Genomic DNA, 18,738 nt, shown 5'->3' with positions numbered 1-18,738 from the left:
TCAGCCTATTTGCCAGTGGGCGTTGTTTGAGGCGGATACATTCACTCAGTAATATCCCTTCCAACATTGGGTGGTGCAGTAAAGTTTTTTGCCTTGTCTCAAGGCTGATTTGCATATCAGTCAATACCGACACTGGCTCTGGATGCTGACTTCCGTAAATCAGTCGGTAAAGGCACTGTGGTACCACTGCAGTCATCTGCCCTGCGCCGGGAAAGTACAGACTGCCCACCATCAGATGGTGGCTGGCCTGAATATTGGGATGACACATGCCATTTATGATGGCCAGTTTTGTGAACCCGTTTAGCCAACGTTGATAGCTGACCAGCAAACTGTTATATCGCGTCTTTGTCTCTTTCATGGTGGATTATCCCTGGATACTGAATGACAGGCAGCCGCAAACCTCCGCTATGAGAGGATAAAGAGTTTGCCTGTCAGGAAAGTGATATGTAAGGAGAGGTATTTAGCTGCGTGATTCGTGGATTCTCGCCTGTAGCCAGGCTTCCACTTCACTCTGTAGCCATCGTGAACTTCGCCCCAGTTTGATGGGTTTTGGAAATATGCCATCTTTGATGAGTCGGTAAATCCACTTATCACTGACCCCCAGCAGGCGGGTGATGAAAGTCATATCAACGAACTGATCTTCAAGCAGGGAAGGTTTAATTGCCATGGTGAGATTCTCCGGTAGCTAAGTAAGTACCGGAGTCGTGTGATGAATCACTGTACCCTTCTCCGGCATAACAACCGGAACTGACGTAAAAAAGTGCGTCGTTTTATCGAAGCCCTCGCGGTCTGCCCAGTCCACTCGCGGGTGGTACCTCGTTGGCCCCGTAGTAAGTCTGCCCGTATTTTGATTTCTCCTTGGCGAGATAGCTGATGATGTAGCGCAGGTTGTCGATGGCTGCAGCATCATCGTAATTGACGGGGCGGGTGATATCGGCTTCGTAGCACTTCTTGGGATCACAGCGATTGTGGTACCCCTCACCCTGTGTAATCTTCTGCCAGGCAGCCCCCGCCTGTTCAGCCACCGGAAAGGTGGCCTGGTTATGGTGACCATCAAGATACATCACGATATGGGCATGGCATTTGTGTCGGGAAGTACACTCCAGTACCCAGAAGTGGCCCACGATGTTGCTCTCTAACATCAGATGTTCTGTTAACTGGCGTACCTCCCTTTCTGTCTCGTACCATCCGTGATGGTTATAACGCCATGTGTCATTCTGATAGAACACATCGAGTCTGAGGGGCTGAAGGCGGGAGTAACGTTCCAGTAGCTGATCAAGATGGTGGTTCAGTAACGACAACAGGAACCAGTTCATTGTGTATTTGCGATTCCAGGGCCAGGGAAAGTCCATGATTTAATCCTCTGTAGTGTGTGTACAAAGGAAGGTGGTGATATGTAATTTTTATGCAGGAAAGTCACAGTATTTCTGTTTACTGAGCAGTACTGTGGGGACAGAAGATATACAGACGGGGTAAGCGGATCACTGGGGAAGGGGATATGAAGAGGAAGTTCTTAAAACATGAAGACCTTAATTATACTAAAAACCCAAATGTTCGCTCCTGGTATCCAGGCTGTCCTGACAGCATCATATTCAGTATTTTTACGTGAGAGCATGTTACTATGAATTGATAACTAAAGAGAAAGAGCAATAGAATAAACTTGTTGATAATAAAGGTGTTTAAGGTTAATTGTTATGCACTTTTTCTAAAATGCTTAATAGGTGATTGGCATGTCAGAACGAATCACTTTCAATGTAACCAATTCTGAGACTCTGCGTGTTGTGGATGAATACAGCAAAAAACAGAAGATCTCACGATCGCAGGTTATTTCCACATTGCTGGATGCCACCGTTCCGGTACTGAAAGATATTAATCGCTATTATCAGCTTGCGGACGAACTTAAGGCCCGGCTACTGTCTGGTGTCTACCAGCAGGATTTGCCTCGCCGAAGAAATGTTGTAGCTGCTGAAAAGTATTGTATGGAGATCTGGGAGAGTAAGCTTCAGGTTGGAAAAGGGTACGACTTTGACAGCGTCAATGGCAAGGTGCATGTTCGCGAACATAAGCGACACCTCCGTCGGGATAATGCAGTTGGCAGGGTCGAAAATCGACATATCAAAGAGTTCTGTCAGTCGCTCCTGGAAAGATCAGAACAGGATGCCCGCTATGCCTGTTTTATCTATACCGAAAGGATTATTTTTGCTGATGTTGAAACCTCTGGACACTCTTCATCCCCAATAAAACTGGCAGCAGGTGATGCTGTAATTTTGCTGGCAAAAGATGTGGTTTTTAACGAGTTTTTCTTTGATATAGGTAAGGCGCTTTTTATTAATGTGGTTGATCTTATGTCATACGGTACAAGTGGTATCCCGGAGACGACAGGAGACCCACGTGTTCATTGCTGGGTGCCAATTCTGTTTAGTGGGAAAAATGCCGTGATAGTACCTGTGTACCTGATTGACCCTGCTACGGCCCCGACGTTAAGAAAACCAGACAACATCACAGTGGTTTACCAGGACAAAAAGTAACGTTGATTCTTGTTCCTGCCATGCCATGCGTTTTCATCTATCCCGTGGCAACCTCAGACTCATCTAGGTTGAATTACCTTGTGCAGGTGAAAGTCAGCAATGTGATAAAGAATATACAGTACTGAGCTGCAGGCATTCTGTCTGACATGAACCAGGGCTACAGGGGATATAACGAAGCGTTGAGGGCAGCAATATTGCTGCCGGGAAGACGCTCCCCCGGCAGAAACACAAATTAAATCGGCTTGTTGTGATCAGGAAGCATTCTACATAGTGTGTTGTCCTTCTGGACATAGTGATGAAGCAACGCCGCTGCCGCATGGAAAGCAATGAAGAAATATCCGGCATTACCCAGTGTTTCGTGAATATTTTTCAGTACTGACTTCACCAAAGGGTCGGGCGTAGCAAAAGGAGAAATAGTGAGCCCCAGAAAAATCCAGCTCTTACCGTTAATAGCCATCAGAGCGACCTCCAGTAATTTTCTCCGAAATGAATGCTGCATAGCCATGATCTTCTGTCGGATTATCGCGCTTCAGCGGCCAGTCGATATCGTCATCCTGCCGGGCGATATAACCATCAAGTGCCCCGTATTCAGGTTGCATAGACCCGTTGAACTCACAGCACGAAGCGGTTAGAACTAACTGAGCTGAAGGTCCGTTGTGAGCGAGATATAGTCATTCGTACCCTGAGAATTACACTTTGAAGTGATTCAGGGTATGCGCTTACTGGTTACGAATATTGAGCGAGAATCATGTGATGATCGCCGCTTTTCTTTCGAGCCAGTAGGTGCTCCACGTTCGCTAACGAATACTCAGGGCATGCAGATAAACTGCTGGCTATATTTCTTTCGAAGAGCGTGGAATGCATACCAATCCCCGATAAAAAGGAGTTGGTGATGACTGTGACTAATCAATTTGCTGCGCACGTTGGTCTGGACTGGGCTGATAAAAAACACGATGTCTGTGTTCAGTTTAAAAACGGTGAACGCGTATTCGATGTGATTGAACATACAGCAGAAGCGCTTGATGCCTGGCTTACTGAGTTACACCAGAAAGTAAAAGGTAGAATCGCAATAGCTCTCGAACTGAAGAAGGGCCCCGTGGTATATGCTCTTCAAAAATACCCCTTTATCACCGTTTTCCCCGTCCACGCATTGTCCCTGGCTCGTTATCGGCAAGCCTTCTCGCCCAGCGGCGCTAAAGATGATCCGCAGGATGCCGAGCTGGCATTAGAGTTAATGCTGCGTTACCCCCAGAAGATAAAAGCTATTGAACCCGACAATGCGGATATTCGCTTACTTCAGCAACTGGTTGAGCAACGTCGTCAGTTGGTTGAAGATAAACGACGCTTTGTGAACCGGATAATCAACACGCTTAAACAGTATTATCCTCAGCCACTGGAGTGGTTCTCACATCGGGGTAGCTTACTGTTGTGTGAGCTGATTATCCGGTGGCCCAGTCTGCAACAACTGAAACGAGCCAGACGCGACACGATCCGCAACTTTCTGAATGCCAAAGGTGGTCGCGCTATGGCCCTTACCGAGCAACGTGTTGCGAGTATTGATAATGCGATCCCATTGACTACAGACCCGAGTGTTATAGAGGCTAATGCTTTGATGGCAGCAGCACTGGCGACACAAATTAAAGTCGTGAGTGAAATCATCAAAACCTATGACGAACGAATCGAAACGCTGTTTGACACATTGCCAGATGCGGGGCTGTTCAAATCACTTCCGGGCATGGGACCGTGCATGGGCCCACGGATGCTTGCTGCACTTGGTGATAATCGTGACCGGTTTAACAGCGCTGAAGAAATTCAAAACTACGCAGGTATAGCACCGGTGACCGAACGAAGCGGCCAAAAATCCTGGGTTCACTGGCGATGGCAATGTGCCAAGTTCGTCAGGCAGACCTTTGTTGAATGGGCTGCCAAGACGGTTAATTCATCATACTGGGCCAAACTGTATTATCAGGGCCTTAGAGAAAAGGGCAAATCTCATCAGTCTGCGATCCGGGCACTGGCGTTCAAATGGATAAGGATCATTTACCGCTGCTGGAAGGCCAGAACCTGTTATGACGAAGCGAAATATTTGCTGGCTCTCGAAGCGAGACACTCGCCCTTACTGAAGCCATAAAAAGCTTGTCGAATGTCTCAGGGCGTGAAGCGGACATTGCAGACTGCCCAGTAGAAAAAGTGCTATCAGAATTATCTAAAGGAAGATCGTATTTACCATGTCTCATTCTAACTGTTTAATAAATTACAAAAATTAAAATTTCCATTTAATATCATCGCGTTAAGCAAGAGAATTAAACCTCTCATTTAATTTATGATTCTTATTTAATTCATGAGTTGGTGTAAAAATAGGTTGCCGCACTATAGAAAGACACATATTTAAACCCAGCAGGAAATCATATTTGAAAGTAATGTGTTTAAGGGGCTGCGTAACAAGAACAGCAAGTAAACACATAGTAATAACAGTTACCATTCCCATTTCGCAAGTGGCCATATCAGAGGTGAACTAATGCCTGCTGCAATTTTAAGAATTAAGGTTATCCTAATAATTCTTTTGTATGATTAAGATCATCGATAAATTTACTAAGGACTCATTAATGAAATTGCGACTCTGGAATCTATTACCCCATGATTACGCTCCTTTTTTTCGTATTCTTCACATCATTGTGGCATTTCTAATATTATCACAAATTATTAACTCTAATCTGACAGAGACCGAAGCAATTGGTGAACATAGTCTTGAAGGAGTTATAACCTGGATGCACATTATTTCAGGGTTAGGACTGATTATTTGTGGTTTTATTATGTTAAGTTGGATGCTTACTCAAAGAGGTTTTACTTATTATTTTTCATGGGTAGGGCTTGACTTTAGTGGTATTAAGCAAGATATAAAAACGTTGACTAGTTTCCGACTGCCCGATGCACATTCGGGAGGTATTGCCAGTACAATCCAAGGATTTGGAGTTCTAGCATTGCTAATTGTAGCACTTTCAGGTGGCCTATGGTTCTTGTTGAATACCATGCAGTCAAATCTGGCTGAAACAGTAATCCACTGGCATAAGTTCTTTACTACTTTCATTGAGGTCTATTTTTATGCACATGGTGCAATGGGAGTTTTGCATATTTTAATTGAAAAATATAAAAGCCGCTCAGTTAACCTAAGTGACTAATCTGTTGTGAGATAATATTACTTCAAGTTGAAGAAAACCCTAAAAATAAAATTTAGTTTACTAGAAGATGAAACAGCACTTGCAGAGACTTTTTAATTAAATTTAATAAAAACGAAAAAATATTCATGGCGAAATGATTGTTTAATTATCTATCATGGATAGAAATGTGAGTTAGTCGTCCTATTTTAGGAAGTTAATAATGACTAAAACAAAAGGGTTACCTCGTCCGCTGACGCACTACGCTTGGCTTTCCATTGCCACGGCTATTGCCACTATCGGACTCAAAGGTGTGGCGTGGAAAATGACCGGTTCGGTCGGTCTGCTATCTGATGCCATCGAATCCGTAGTTAACCTCGCAGGAGCCCTAATGGCGCTCTGGATGCTGACCTTGGCTGCGCTTCCGGCCGATGAGAACCATGCATATGGGCACGGCAAAGCCGAATATTTCTCGAGTGCTTTCGAAGGATTTCTGATCCTATTGGCGGCAGCCAGTATCGCCTATACCGCAGTTGAGCGGATGTTAACTCCACAGCCGCTTGAGGAGATTGGTCTCGGATTACTGGTTTCAACAGTCGCATCAATCCTTAATTTTGTGACGGCTCGCATTTTGTTAAGGGCTGGCAGGCAGCACAACTCTATCACTCTTGAGGCAGATGCTCATCACCTGCTGACCGATGTCTGGACGTCGGTCGGTGTCATTTTTGGTGTCGGACTGGTTTATCTGACCGGCTGGTTTTGGGTCGATCCGATCGTTGCATTGCTGGTCGCAGCCAACATCGTTTGGACTGGTTATCAGCTTATGAGTCGTTCAGCTGCAGGTCTGATGGACGTATCGCTACCCACGGAAGAACTCAAAAAAATCGAGTCACTGCTGGCAGGATATCGTGAACAGGGGCTTGATTTCCATGCACTACGTACACGCCAGGCTGGCGGGCGGGCGTTTATGACAATGCACATCCTAGTTCCTGGGCGATGGACTGTTCAATATGGGCACGACTGGGCCGAGCGTATAGAGAATGATATCCGCACCGCACTGCCTTTTATCCATATCACCACTCATGTGGAACCGTTGGAAGATCCCGCGTCAATGAACGACCAAACGCTCGACATTTCTGATCACTAAACTAACCACATGTCGCTGGTCGGGCAGGGTAACAAACCTCGCTCTACAAAAATTTCAGGTATTCTCTATAATTCTGAGGGTACTTGATGTGACCTGCGCCCAATTGTTGGGCACGCAATATTTTTAAAAAGTCCGCTTCTGGCACAGGGCTGCTGTTGCAGCCCTGATAACCTTAGACTTCAATCGATTCAGAAATCTCTAACGCATCATCGACTTCAATGCCCAGATAACGGACTGTGCTTTCCAGTTTCTTATGACCCAACAGAAGTTGGATCACCCGGAGATTCTTGGTTTTCTTGTAGATCAGGTAAGGTTTTGTTCTTCTCATGGAATGTGTGCTGTAAAGCGTCTCTTCGAGACCAAGCTTTTCTACCCACCCATGAAAGATTCGGTTGTATTGCCGGGTTGAAATATGCTGGTTAGTTCCGATCCGAGACCGAAACAAGAAGTCTTTACTGTGCAAATTGCCAAGCTTTATCAATGCAGCAACAGCTTCTCTTGTCCCTTTGGTTATCTCAAATTGCACAGGGCTACCGGTTTTCTGTTGCAATACCGTTGCTCTGCTCGAAACAGAGCTACCATATGCAACATCAGATACTTTGAGTTTGACCAGATCACAGCCTCGAAGCTTACTGTCCAGTGCCATATTGAACAGAGCTAAATCGCGCGTTTTACCTTCCAGTTCAAGTCGGATTCGGATACCCCAGATATGAGATATCTGAAGTGGCCTTTTTTGGCCTATGATACGGTCTTTGTTCCACGGTGACGTGTTCATACTCAAATCTCCTGCAATGTGGGAGATTTGAGTATGGTTGTCCCTTATGAGCGATCTGCTGACATTACCAGCATAGTGGCGTATTAATCATCTAGGAGCAGGTCACAATCTCAGCCATCAAGCTCTGGACTAACCCAACTGCGAAACGCTGCAGACTAACAAGACCATCTTCGTCGTCCTCGCCGTAGAAACGTGTGAAGGCAACCGATCGCACCTTCTCATAGTCTTCACCATGTTCATCGCCTCCAAAACGCTTGGCGAGCGCCGCCAGCACGTACTTCAAAGACTCTTGGTCCTCCTCTGAACGAATAGAGCTATGACTTCGCTAGAGACAAAGTCGCTTACTTAGCTTCCCTGTTTCGATGTTGCAACTCACATATTTTTAACTTTCAGAATGTGTTACCCAATAGTTCGTGCTAATGCTACTATTTGTATTCAATCGGATTAATGATGTTGTTACGCGAGTCCATTGAACTAAACATAAGGGAGTATATGGGGTTAGCTGAAACATTAGTTAGTATTCCGCAGTCTGAAAGAGGCGGTGAGATTGCTCAACGTGGGTTTGACTATCAAACTTGCTGGGCTTTATCTCAAATGCTGGAATATGAACTAGATGAAAAGAACTATGTGTTTATCTTCGAATATCATGATGATGTTCTTATTCTTGATGACGAAGTTTCTCCAACACAACTCACATTTGCTCAAGTAAAAACAAGAGAGAAACACTGGACTGCATCCACTCTTAGTAATAGCACCAAGAAGAACCCCATATCTATCATCGGTAAGTTATTTATTCATCAAAAGAATTTCGCCGAATATTCACCCAAGCTCCTTTTTGTTACTAATGCTTCTTTCAATCTATGTGAGGAAAACGGTGGTAAGTCTTGTTTTGGTGCAAATGAAGTCAAAGTGGAGTATCAGACGAGCTTTAAGAAAGCAATCAAAGATCAAGTAAAGCTTGATGACTCCAGTATCGATCTTTCTGTTATGCGTTTCGTTCAATCCTCATTAAGCCTAGATGACCACATTACACATCTAAAAGGTAAACTATGCGATTTCCTTAGCAAGAAGTTTGGCGATAGCATTAGCCTGAGTGTTAATGCATTAGCTTCTTTGCTTGAACAGGCGTGTCGAGAAAAATCCAAGGTAAAATCCGCAGATATTATTAATTTTCCTGAACTTATCTCACGAAAGGGTTTCTCATCAGAAGCATTGAATGGTGTGCTTGATTCCTTGAATGCAAGTAATAGTTTAAAGCCTGATTGGGACAAAGCTAGTCCCCTATTCAATGATCTTGGCAAAACATCGCTTCAGCTCATTATCCTGCAAGCCATGTTCTCACAAGTTTGCATCGACCTTAACCAAAACAAAAAAAATCCTTCGACTGTATATCTAGAATATGCAATTAGCCTTTACGATGAGGCGAGTGCTCACTCGGATTTGAAATTATATCTAACTGAAACCATGTACAAAATTGATGCACTTTGTCCAGATTATGCATTGACTTTAAAGTCAGGGAAGAAAGAATGCATAGTTATTTACTCAATAATCCAGAAGCTCTTAGAGGGAGGTGAATAATGAAAAGCATATACTTTAAAAGTGCTCATATATTATCCCTTCGCGATAAGAAAGGATTCTCCTTCAAGTTCTCACCTGATATTAATATCATTACAGGTGAGAACGACACAGGTAAGTCTAGCTTTATTAAGAGCTTATATCATACATTAGGTGCTGATGTTCGACTGGATAAAAAGTGGAAAGAAGATAACTTTGTTTCAAAAGTTGTTATTTGTGTTAATAATCGTGACTATGCGTTTCTTCGCCACGAAAAACGTATTTCCATTTTCGATATAACAGCAGGACAAGAGCATCACTTAGTGACCTCTAGCTCTCGTGCAGAGATTGCATTAGCTGTGCGTGATGTCTTTGATTTCAATTTGGAGCTTGTGACTAAAACTAATTTGGTTCAGGGACAAGCACAACCAGCAAGTCTTTATCTCCCTTACTATATTGATCAAGATAACGGTTGGGGGAAGGTTTTAGATTCATTTAGCAGTTTGGCTATGTATGAGGACTGGCAAAAAAATATCTTGAATTTTCATACTGGTGTAAAACCAAAGGAGTACTATACTTTACAAGGAAAGATTAATTTAATTGATATCGATCTTGTTGAAATCCGAACGACGTTAAAAGCTCTAAAGAGAGCTAAAAAGCGATTCGAAGAGTCATTTGGAAGAGTACTTTTCGATGTGGATGTAAAATATTATGAAGAGCTGCTGGAACGTTTCCTTCGTAAGTGCCAAGACTTACATCAAGAAGAAACAGAATACAGAATTAAGCTCATAAAAATATTATCTCTACGAGATGAATTAGTAACAGAAATAGAGGAATCAAAAAGACAGCTCGATGAAAATGATATAGATTCTTTGCTACCATCGGCAGGCTTAGAAGCGAGATATGTAGTACTTGAGAATAAAGAAAAGCTATTGCAAATCATACCAAAGTTGTATGAGGAAAAATCTGTATATGATGATCAACTCTCTAAAATTAAAGAAGATTTGAAACAGGCTATAAGCTTAAGCTCAGAACTCAAAAACATGCTTCTGGAAGTCAAAGAGCAACTGACTCTTCAAGACGTTATTAAGTCTCAAGCAAGTAAGCAGGTTGAGGTAACTTTCGATGAGCAAATTAACGAATTACTGCTAAAAATAGGCGAATTGGATGTTGCTAGAACTCAGCTTTCAAAAGAAATAGCAAAGTTCGAAGATAAAAAGCGAGCAAAAGAAATCAATGATAAGTTTAAAGAGTCACTGAAGTTTGCGCAAACTGAGTTAGGTATCAAAGATCCTAAAGTTGGAACTATTCTTCAATATGGTCCGATTTCTAAGAGCGAAACAGGCAGCCGTGCTCCAAGGTCAATATTGGCTTATCACTATGCTCTTCTAAAAACAATAGAAGATAAATCGACAAGTCCTATGCTTCCAGTAGTAATTGACTCGCCTAAACAACAAGATCCAGATCCGCGCACAACAAAAAAGTTATTCGATTTATGTATTAATGGTTTATCAACTAATAGCCAGCTAATTATCGGCTCAGTTTCATTTGAAAGAGAAACGAATCAGTTTAAAACACTTATTATGACTGAAAAATACAGTCTGCTAAAATCAGAGCTTTACAATCAGGTTTATCAAGAGATTATGCCTCTTTATGAACGAGCTGCGTTATCATAATCTGATCATTTATATGGGAACACGCTCATCACTATGAGTGTGTCTCCTCATAGTTACGCTAGCTATCAATTAAATTAGCCTATTCAATTGACCAGCTCTTCATTGATCAACAATAAGTGCTATTAGCTACTTCAGCTTTCGGCACAGAGAGGACGAGATGGCTGGTTTGAAGGTCCGCTGTGAGCGAAAAGCAGGCGCTCCGAAAGCAGCAAGACATAACAGCAATCTTGCGCTCATCGTTATTACCGCATGCCTTAAAACGGCATGCGGGTGGTGGCGGATGTCACTTACCTCTCTGCAGCCACGCGATATTGCTAGCGCAAGCTATTCTTACTGAACTCACTACGTTCCTGATGGATTTGAAATCAGCAGCCGCCAACCTCCGTCAACGCTTCGCAACAACACCTGCGTTGCTGTACCGGACTCTTCGTGCAGTGTTCTATCCTTGGTGGTTATGGTCAAAGTCCAGTCAATAATAAGCAGAGCAATTTCACCGGCGGAGAGGATCGAGCGGATATGGTTTCTGATAACTGGCTGGGATGATGTCAGTGACAAAAAAGTGTCCCGAAGCTTTTCAGGATCGCTTTCGATGACCACACCATCAGTCATTTTCATAGTGGCACGGTTACTGAACAGAGCCAGCAGGTCATCAACCCTGCCTGCATTGAAAGCATCATCAAACGCGGCTATCGTTTCGACAGGCGAATGGTAGACTGCTGTCCCCCCTTCAATGGCGGCTGTAAATTTTAACAGGTGGCTGGCGACCTCTGTAGGGGCCTCCAGAGGCAAGAGATGTCCGACGTCTGGAATAATATACATTGATGCATGTGAAATAAGGGGCAGCAATTCTCTTTGCAGAGTAGCCGGAAGGTCTACACGATCCAACTCCCCTGAAATGACCGTCACAGGGACATTAATTGAGGCCACTTCCTGGGTAATGTCTTCGCCGATAGCCGTATTAGGCCAGCCTTCTTTGGCCTCGGATGAGGCCCTCAAACTGTCCTCGATTACCTGTTCACGCAGAGCAGAACTTAGTGCCCCCGCTGTCAGGACATTATCAATCACAAAGCCGACAGATTCGCGGCTGTTATATGCGCTGGATAACGTATCGCGCTGCTCAGGCGTGAGACGCATAGGTGAAGGTGGAGAGGGAGCGATAAGCATCAGGCCTTCAAGACCTGCATGCCGACGCGACGCCATCAGTTGGGCAACTTTTCCCCCCATCGAATGGCCAATAAGAATGTAGCGTTTAAGCTCAAGCGCTGAAATAACCCCTTCGGCATCCCGAGCAAGGTCACCAATTCGGTATCCTGATTTAGGTGCGTCTGAGCCCCCCCAGCCCCGGTGGTCGATTGCAACTGTGCGGTAGTGGTCAGGTAACTGACTTATCACGCTCTCCCATGTACGGGATGAACCGCCATAATAATGCAAAAATACCAGTGCAATTTCACCGCTGCCCTGTTGCTCAATGTGGATACCCGTTCCATTCACCTTAATTTTCATCGTCTCATGCCTCTTCATGTCATTAAGGTAATGGTAATTGCTGTCATGAGTGATGATAATCAGCGTAATTGTGTCGACAGCCGATACTCTGATTATCGAATGGTGGTAAGTTATGGACAGGTTCACCAGCATGCAGATTTTTATCGCGGCAGTGGATGAAGGCAGTTTCGCCGCCGCCGCGAGACGTTTTAAGCTTTCGGCTGCAATGGCAGGAAAGCATGTCAGCGCTATAGAATCTGATCTAAATGTACGACTTCTTCAGCGTTCAACACGCCGTCTTAGCCTGACGGATGCCGGTGAGCGGTATTATGAACGTTGCAAAGTTATTCTTGAGGTTCTTGAGGATGCGAACCGGGAAGCCAGTGATGTTCAGAAAACACCGAAGGGGTTGCTTCGCGTTGCAGCACCGGTCGCCTTCGGTGCAATGCATCTTGGTAGGATCGTATCACGCTACCTGGAGCAATTTCCGGAGGTCAGTCTGGACGTTGTACTGGAGGATAAATACGCCGATCTGCTCGAAAATCGAATCGATGTTGCCATCCGAGTTGGGCGTTTTGAGGATCCGACACTGGTTACGCGGCGGCTGGCACCTTGCAGGATGGTTTTGTGCGCTTCACCGGAGTATTTGAAAAAACATGGCACACCAGAGACGCCGGATGATCTTTCCCGTGCGCCTCGACTGGCGTTCAGCCAGGCGGTTTCAGCGGGAGACTGGACGATTTATGATGCACAAGGCAGGCCGCACAGTATTGAAGGCCCATGCCGTATGACTGCCAATAACATTCAGTTGCTTCTTGAATCCGTACTGGCCGGAACAGGCATTGCTTACGGGCCCAACTTTGTTTTTGGCGAGCATATTAAGCAGGGCAAGCTGATAAAGCTGCTGCCAGCATACCGGACGACTGAACTTACTATTCAGGCTGTTTATCCCAGCGCGATCCGTATTCCTTTCAAGGTTCGCAGCTTTGTTGATTTTATTGCTAAAGCGTTAGGAGATACACCGCTGTGGGGAGAAGAAAATTGAAATATGCAAGAAGTAACATCCGCTTCTGGCACATAGCAGACAGCTATGGGCTGCTGAAGGTCCGCTGTGAGCGAGGAGCGGAAGTAGGAATCTGTTCTGACTATAAAGGGCGACTTTTAACATCGCCCTGTGTTAATCTGCGAGGCATAGGCCAATAAAACATTATCGCAATAGCGCCAGGGAAACTCTGGCACATAAATTATTTCGCGATAAGGTTAGAATTTTGGATCTAATTTCCTCATATTGTTCGCATGAAATTTAGCGCAATCACGCCAAATGCCAAGTGACTCAGCAACCTTAACGGCTTCATCCTCACCTTTTATAATAACATGATATCGACCACTAACGATTTCGTTCAATCTATTTCTAGCTAAGTTAACAACTTTGCTTTCATTATAAGATGATGGTTCAAATGCAAGTTTGCATGACATGTAGATGATACCTTCAATACCCATTTTTTTTATGATGTATTTATTGATATCTTCGAAAATTAATCTTATTATGTGAGAACAAAGCAACGACGTTTTTGGAGAGATGAATATATCTTCATTATATTCAAATTCACTTAATGGTTTACCTTTTGGGAAGTTTCTCTCTACTGACTCTTTTAATTCTTGGGATTTTGATATCTCTGATAACTTATGAGATGCTTTGGATTGCCTATGAGCTATTGAATTTCTAACTGCTGAAAAATACTCATAAATCGGAAGGAATGTCTTTATGTTCTTCATGTTCCATTCGTGTGAATCATATAACCTTTCAATTTTGTTACTACTGGTTGATTCCGATTTTTTATCTTGAGTGTTATTAAACATTGCCCAACTTGAAAACCAAGAATCAATATCGACAATACAATCATCCAAAGCAGAAAAAGTGCCAAATATAGCCATTTCACTTACATACCAATACAACATCTCTTGCGCTAATTCCTTTTTCTTTAATTGATAATCTAATTCATTATTATCCTCTTCCTTATCTAGTCTTCTTGATGATGTTTTATTTTTTAAATTTGATTCATCAACTGGAGGGCTTGGAAGTGAAAAATTCGGCGGGAATTGCCAAGATTTATCAGTTTTCTTAATGAGCTCATTCATTTTATTTTCATTGCCTGGCGTCAATAAATATTCAATCACATGATTAAGTGATGAGGTTAAAACCTTAACCTTCGTATTTAATCCTTCATGAAATAAATGGTAATTTAAAAAAGGCTCAGTTACAGCATATTCTAAGTCTAACATTTTTCATCTACCTTTGATTGTGACTTTATATATTATCCGTTTAAAGTATATCTTGATGTATTAGTTAACACCCCACACTTTCACTGCTTGTTCAGAAATCTATTTTTGAAAATCATTAGTCTTATCTCTCTGAAGTCCAGGAACGATATATTTATTTAATCCACCGATTAACTCATTGAAGTTTTCATTTTATAGTTCCATTAACATAAGTTAATTAGCCATATATTATATATAATTTACTCTTAAATTAAATCTTCTAACCATATTAAATGGCTTCTTATTCTGTATAAAGAAAATTTTTTCATGATTGTGAATCACTACAGTTACTCTTGTTAATCGATGCGCGTTTTTACCCCTCACAGGTATTAACGCCTGCTTTTACTTTAGCGGATGCTATGTCCGCTTCTGGCACGAAGCTGCCCATCAAGAAGGTAGGTAGGGCAGCTATGAGTGAAAATAGGACGTTGCGATAATACCTACCAAACGCGGAAAAATCAGTGCGTGAAAATAAATAGTATTATTTACAAATTCAAATCTACATTTTCAGGGTGTTTTATTGGGGTCTTGTTTCTAATATCAATGATTAACTTTGCTAACTCATTATAGGTTTCAGGTATCTGAGATACTGAAAGCATCATGTTTTCAGCTAATTTTGTTTTATTTATAGAATTAGGAGTCCCACCATTGGAAGAAATGAATTGTGCTAATTGAGCTAACCATGGCTGAGTTGGATTGAATTTTTTTTCAAAGTCATTACGTTTTGATAAAAAAGAACTAGCTATAACATTTTGCTGAAAGCAAGCTTCTATAAAGCAATCTTTAGGAAAGCTTTCTTCAAATGTTCCGCCTAAAGTTCCATCATTATAAGAAACTACAGGGCTAAATGGTATTTTAAAGTATGTGATCAATGGGCTATTTATTTTCTTTATTATTTTTCCTTCATGATCATCATCATACGTTACTATTATTGGTCGATCATGGCTCAATGTTTTATGTAGAAGTCTTATGGCGTGTTTTAAGTTACCAATCCCATTGTAATTTGCAATTACAATACCAAGCTTATCGAAATCTATACCACAGTCTTCAAGTAAGGGTTGAAAAGCAAGTTCTTCAGACTCACCTTCGACAAAAATGTAAATGCATTGTTTTTTTGCTTCATTCTTCATTACTTTTTCGAATAGAAGCTCATTTAACATTTCTTCGTATTGGATGTCCTCCATTGTTGTTCCCACTAACTGCCCCCTCTGAGAGTTAACTCCACAAGCTATTGATAACCGAAAATACTGCGGGAAATTTACCCTACAGAGCCTAAACATTACCATGCCTTTAATTAATTAACATCTGAAATGATCATCAGTCTCAAAGCGTTCGCAACGTCCGCTCCTGGCACAGAACGGCCTATCAGCATTCTAAAAATATTCAGATATATATCATTCCCCTGAACATACCTCATTAAAGGCAGAACCTCACGGTCTTGCCTTTTTTGTTTTCATTTCAGAGGAGCAGTAATGAATCAATTTGAAGGTTTACAGTCACTGCAGCATTCGCTTTCTAACCTGCCGCACTGGGCATCAGAGCGTATTCTGCAGCAGATAAATCAGCTTACTGACTATGAGCCGGTGATTGGCATCATGGGTAAAACTGGCTCGGGCAAGAGCAGCTTATGTAATGCCCTGTTTACCGGTGAGATTTCACCGGTCAGCGATGTGACCGCCTGCACACGCGAACCCTTACGCTTTCGCCTGCAAGTGGGGAAGCGCTTTATGACGCTGGTGGATTTACCCGGCGTCGGGGAGTCTGAGCGCCGGGATACAGAGTATGCCACGCTGTACCGTAAACAGCTCCCCCAGCTGGATCTGGTTCTGTGGTTGATTAAGGGTGATGATCGGGCGCTGGCCGTAGATGAACATTTTTACCGGCAGGTGATTGGTGAAGCATACCGGCATAAGGTGTTGTTTGTTATCAGCCAGTCTGACAAGGTTGAACCCACCTGCGGTGGTGAAAAGCTGTCTACAGAGCAGAAACGAAATATCAGCCTCAAAATCTGTCTGCTGCATGAGTTGTTCCAACCTGTAAACCCTGTCTGTGCGGTGTCGATACGTTTGCAGTGGGGGCTGCGGATGATGGCTGAGCGGATGATTCGTTGCTTGCCACGGGAGGCCAGTAGTCAGGTGGCAGTACAACTCAGTGCGCCACTTCGTACCGATGCCGTTAATAAAAAAGCCCGTGACGATTTTGGTGAAACGGTCGGCTCGGTACTGGATACAGTAAGTTCCATGCCCCTGATACCGGCCCAGGTTCGGTCAGTCATCCAGTCTGTGCGCGACATCGTGGTATCAGTCGCCCGTGCAGTCTGGAATTTCTTCTTCTGAACATTAACCCTTCTAACCCGTAGTTTCCTGAGCCCTGCCGCGATTTTGCGGCGGGGCTTTTTGTATTTAATTTTCCATCATGAGGAGTCTGCTTATGACCCGTCTGGCTTCGCGCTTTGGCGCAGCAAACCTTATTCGTCGTGACCGTCCGTTAACCCAGGAAGAGCTGTTTCGTGTAGTGCCCAGTGTCTTCAGCGAGGAGAAGCATGCGTCTCGTAGCGCACGGTATACCTGGATACCAACCATTACCGTTCTTGAAAATCTGCAGTGTGAAGGCTTTCAGCCTTTCTTTGCCTGCCAGACCCGGGTGCGTGACCCGGGGCGTCGCGAGCATACAAAGCATATGTTACGTCTGCGCCGGGAGGGACAAATTACTGGCAAGCAAGTCCCAGAAATCATTCTGCTCAATTCTCATGACGGCACCAGCTCGTATCAGATGTTACCGGGATTATTCCGTGCGGTATGCCAGAACGGGCTTGTCTGCGGTGAATCGTTCGGCGAGGTGCGGGTACCGCACAAAGGAGATGTCGTGAGTCAGGTGATTGAGGGGGCGTATGAAGTGCTGGGTATTTTTGACCGTGTGGAAGAGAAGCGGGATGCCATGCAGTCGCTGATGCTGCCGCCACCTGCACAACAGGCTCTGGCACAGGCTGCACTGACGTACCGTTTTGGTGAGGACCACCAGCCGGTGACAGCACCTCAGATACTCTCCCCACGCCGCTGGCAGGATGAGAGCAATGACCTGTGGACCACATACCAGCGTATTCAGGAGAACCTGATTAAGGGCGGGCTCAGTGGCCGGAGTGCAAAAGGTGGGCGAACACATACCCGCGCCGTGCGTGGTATCGACGGCGATGTGAAGCTCAACCGGGCTCTCTGGGTGATGGCGGAAGCGATGCTGAGTGGGTTTCAGTCCTGAGCTTGTTATCAGCATGTTGGGAAAGGACACTCCCTGTCCGTTTTACCTCCATTGGATTGAGTGTTTTATCACCGTATTTCACGGTGCGCCGCGTTGGGCTTGCCTCCGGTGGCAGATAAAAAATAGTTCATTCCATGTCCATACCCTGTCCGCCCCCCTCTTTAGAATCATTTCATATTCAGTCAGTTAATTATTACGGAGATTTGAGATAACACAGGCAGAGCGCCGTCACGACCGACTGGCTGTCAGGCTGTCACTGATAATCAGCCGCCTGGTTGCCGGTGAGACGCTGAACATGGCCCGGCTGGCTGCAGAGTTTAGTGTGTCAGTCCGTACCCTGCGACGGGATTTTCGCGAACGGCTGATGTATCTGGACCTGGAGTATCGACGAGGGCAATGCCGCCTGCGCAGCACCAGTGGGGGCGTACAGGGTGAGCTGGATGCGCTGACCTTTGCTCACCGGTCCGGACTGGCCGATATCTTTCCGGGGCTGGACCGGCGTCTGGCGGGCATGCTGCTCACAGCAGGAGGGATGCCCTGTCTGGTGTGGCAACCGCCACAGACTATATCACCGGCCACCTCACTGGTGTTCTACCGTCTCGTCAGTGCTATTACCGCCTGCCAACGGGTACTGCTGCTGGCTGAGGGAGAGCGCTGTGACGGACTGGCCCCGTACCGCCTGATATCACTCGACGGCTGCTGGTACCTCACCGGTGAACTTAACGGGCATATCACCGTGCATCCACTGGCGACCATCCATGCGGTGACAGTCCTCAATACAACTTTCACCCCGCTAAAACGTCTCAGCCAGTTAACCACACAGGCGGGCTTTATCCGGGCCCTTCCG

At 44.4% G+C, this 18,738-nt stretch carries 18 protein-coding genes and 2 pseudogenes; 10 read left to right on the top strand and 10 right to left on the bottom strand.

What is annotated here, in order from left to right; genetic code table 11:
- The 3 genes and pseudogenes from RW65_RS21575 to RW65_RS03565 all read right to left on the bottom strand — a co-directional run.
- Positions 1-358, bottom strand: a pseudogene (locus tag RW65_RS21575) (hypothetical protein); the annotation flags it as partial.
- A gap of 102 nt (positions 359-460) precedes the next feature.
- Positions 461-667 carry a helix-turn-helix transcriptional regulator gene (locus tag RW65_RS03570; RefSeq protein ID WP_000985661.1) on the bottom strand — a complete coding sequence of 69 codons (207 nt, stop codon included), beginning with the start codon at positions 665-667 and terminating at the stop codon, positions 461-463.
- Between the two features lie 103 nt (positions 668-770).
- Positions 771-1,352: a YagK/YfjJ domain-containing protein gene (locus RW65_RS03565; protein ID WP_000347296.1), complete on the bottom strand. Its 582-nt coding sequence runs from the start codon at positions 1,350-1,352 to the stop codon at positions 771-773.
- A gap of 378 nt (positions 1,353-1,730) precedes the next feature.
- Between RW65_RS03565 and RW65_RS03560 the strand changes: the two genes are divergently transcribed.
- On the top strand, positions 1,731-2,528 hold the full coding sequence (locus RW65_RS03560) for a YagM family protein (RefSeq protein WP_000003883.1): 798 nt from the start codon (positions 1,731-1,733) through the stop codon (positions 2,526-2,528).
- Between the two features lie 232 nt (positions 2,529-2,760).
- Here RW65_RS03560 and RW65_RS03555 read toward each other — a convergent pair.
- A pseudogene (locus tag RW65_RS03555) lies at positions 2,761-3,003 on the bottom strand (cytochrome b/b6 domain-containing protein); the annotation flags it as partial.
- Entirely contained in the window at positions 2,975-3,127 is a 153-nt protein-coding gene (locus tag RW65_RS22555; protein WP_156123960.1) for a hypothetical protein, read from the bottom strand. The pseudogene RW65_RS03555 and the gene RW65_RS22555, both read right to left, overlap by 29 nt.
- A 293-nt stretch (positions 3,128-3,420) precedes the next feature.
- On the opposite strand from RW65_RS22555, the gene RW65_RS03550 reads away from it, so the two are divergent.
- From RW65_RS03550 to RW65_RS03540, 3 genes are all read left to right on the top strand, one after another.
- Complete coding sequence (locus RW65_RS03550; protein ID WP_000219087.1) at positions 3,421-4,659, top strand: IS110-like element ISEsa2 family transposase; 1,239 nt, start codon at positions 3,421-3,423, stop codon at positions 4,657-4,659.
- Between the two features lie 475 nt (positions 4,660-5,134).
- Positions 5,135-5,707: a cytochrome b/b6 domain-containing protein gene (locus tag RW65_RS03545; RefSeq protein WP_001515348.1), complete on the top strand. Its 573-nt coding sequence runs from the start codon at positions 5,135-5,137 to the stop codon at positions 5,705-5,707.
- A gap of 199 nt (positions 5,708-5,906) precedes the next feature.
- Positions 5,907-6,830, top strand: a complete 924-nt coding sequence (locus RW65_RS03540) for a cation diffusion facilitator family transporter (protein WP_000167917.1) — start codon at positions 5,907-5,909, stop codon at positions 6,828-6,830.
- 172 nt (positions 6,831-7,002) lie between these two features.
- On the opposite strand, the gene RW65_RS03535 is transcribed toward RW65_RS03540, so the two are convergent.
- Positions 7,003-7,605: a site-specific integrase gene (locus RW65_RS03535; RefSeq protein ID WP_001324664.1), complete on the bottom strand. Its 603-nt coding sequence runs from the start codon at positions 7,603-7,605 to the stop codon at positions 7,003-7,005.
- 91 nt (positions 7,606-7,696) lie between these two features.
- The gene (locus RW65_RS03530; RefSeq protein WP_000878752.1) at positions 7,697-7,879 is read right to left on the bottom strand and encodes a hypothetical protein; all 183 of its coding nucleotides are present in this window, start codon (positions 7,877-7,879) and stop codon (positions 7,697-7,699) included.
- 218 nt (positions 7,880-8,097) lie between these two features.
- Here RW65_RS03530 and RW65_RS03525 point away from each other — a divergent pair, with 218 nt between their 5' ends.
- Complete coding sequence (locus RW65_RS03525; protein ID WP_000521770.1) at positions 8,098-9,183, top strand: DUF4297 domain-containing protein; 1,086 nt, start codon at positions 8,098-8,100, stop codon at positions 9,181-9,183.
- Positions 9,183-10,835 (top strand): coiled-coil domain-containing protein, encoded by a 1,653-nt coding sequence (locus RW65_RS03520; RefSeq protein WP_001575467.1) that lies wholly within the window; start codon positions 9,183-9,185, stop codon positions 10,833-10,835. Before RW65_RS03525 ends, RW65_RS03520 begins: the two co-directional genes overlap by 1 nt.
- 342 nt (positions 10,836-11,177) lie before the next feature.
- On the opposite strand, the gene RW65_RS03515 is transcribed toward RW65_RS03520, so the two are convergent.
- Positions 11,178-12,338 (bottom strand): alpha/beta fold hydrolase, encoded by a 1,161-nt coding sequence (locus tag RW65_RS03515; RefSeq protein WP_231564354.1) that lies wholly within the window; start codon positions 12,336-12,338, stop codon positions 11,178-11,180.
- 112 nt (positions 12,339-12,450) lie between these two features.
- Between RW65_RS03515 and RW65_RS03510 the strand changes: the two genes are divergently transcribed.
- Positions 12,451-13,362: a LysR family transcriptional regulator gene (locus tag RW65_RS03510; protein WP_223952566.1), complete on the top strand. Its 912-nt coding sequence runs from the start codon at positions 12,451-12,453 to the stop codon at positions 13,360-13,362.
- 215 nt (positions 13,363-13,577) lie between these two features.
- On the opposite strand, the gene RW65_RS03505 is transcribed toward RW65_RS03510, so the two are convergent.
- On the bottom strand, positions 13,578-14,600 hold the full coding sequence (locus RW65_RS03505; protein WP_000884912.1) for a hypothetical protein: 1,023 nt from the start codon (positions 14,598-14,600) through the stop codon (positions 13,578-13,580).
- Positions 14,601-15,121: 521 nt separating this feature from the next.
- A complete protein-coding gene (locus RW65_RS03500) occupies positions 15,122-15,832 on the bottom strand; it encodes a TOPRIM nucleotidyl transferase/hydrolase domain-containing protein (RefSeq protein ID WP_024198337.1) in 711 nt (236 codons plus the stop codon).
- A 276-nt stretch (positions 15,833-16,108) separates the two neighbouring features.
- Here RW65_RS03500 and RW65_RS03495 point away from each other — a divergent pair, with 276 nt between their 5' ends.
- The 3 genes from RW65_RS03495 to RW65_RS03485 form a co-directional block, all read left to right on the top strand.
- A complete protein-coding gene (locus RW65_RS03495; RefSeq protein ID WP_001071225.1) occupies positions 16,109-16,972 on the top strand; it encodes a GTPase family protein in 864 nt (287 codons plus the stop codon).
- A 94-nt stretch (positions 16,973-17,066) separates the two neighbouring features.
- Complete coding sequence (locus RW65_RS03490; protein ID WP_000197385.1) at positions 17,067-17,891, top strand: DUF932 domain-containing protein; 825 nt, start codon at positions 17,067-17,069, stop codon at positions 17,889-17,891.
- Between the two features lie 208 nt (positions 17,892-18,099).
- On the top strand, positions 18,100-18,738 hold a 639-nt coding region (locus RW65_RS03485; protein ID WP_039055301.1), incomplete at its 3' end, for a hypothetical protein.

It is taken from the genome of Enterobacter sp. Bisph1 (assembly GCF_000814905.1).
Taxonomy (GTDB): domain Bacteria; phylum Pseudomonadota; class Gammaproteobacteria; order Enterobacterales; family Enterobacteriaceae; genus Kosakonia.
The sequence above is the reverse complement of the archived record's forward strand: the minus strand, read 5'-3'. Positions and strand labels throughout refer to the sequence as shown.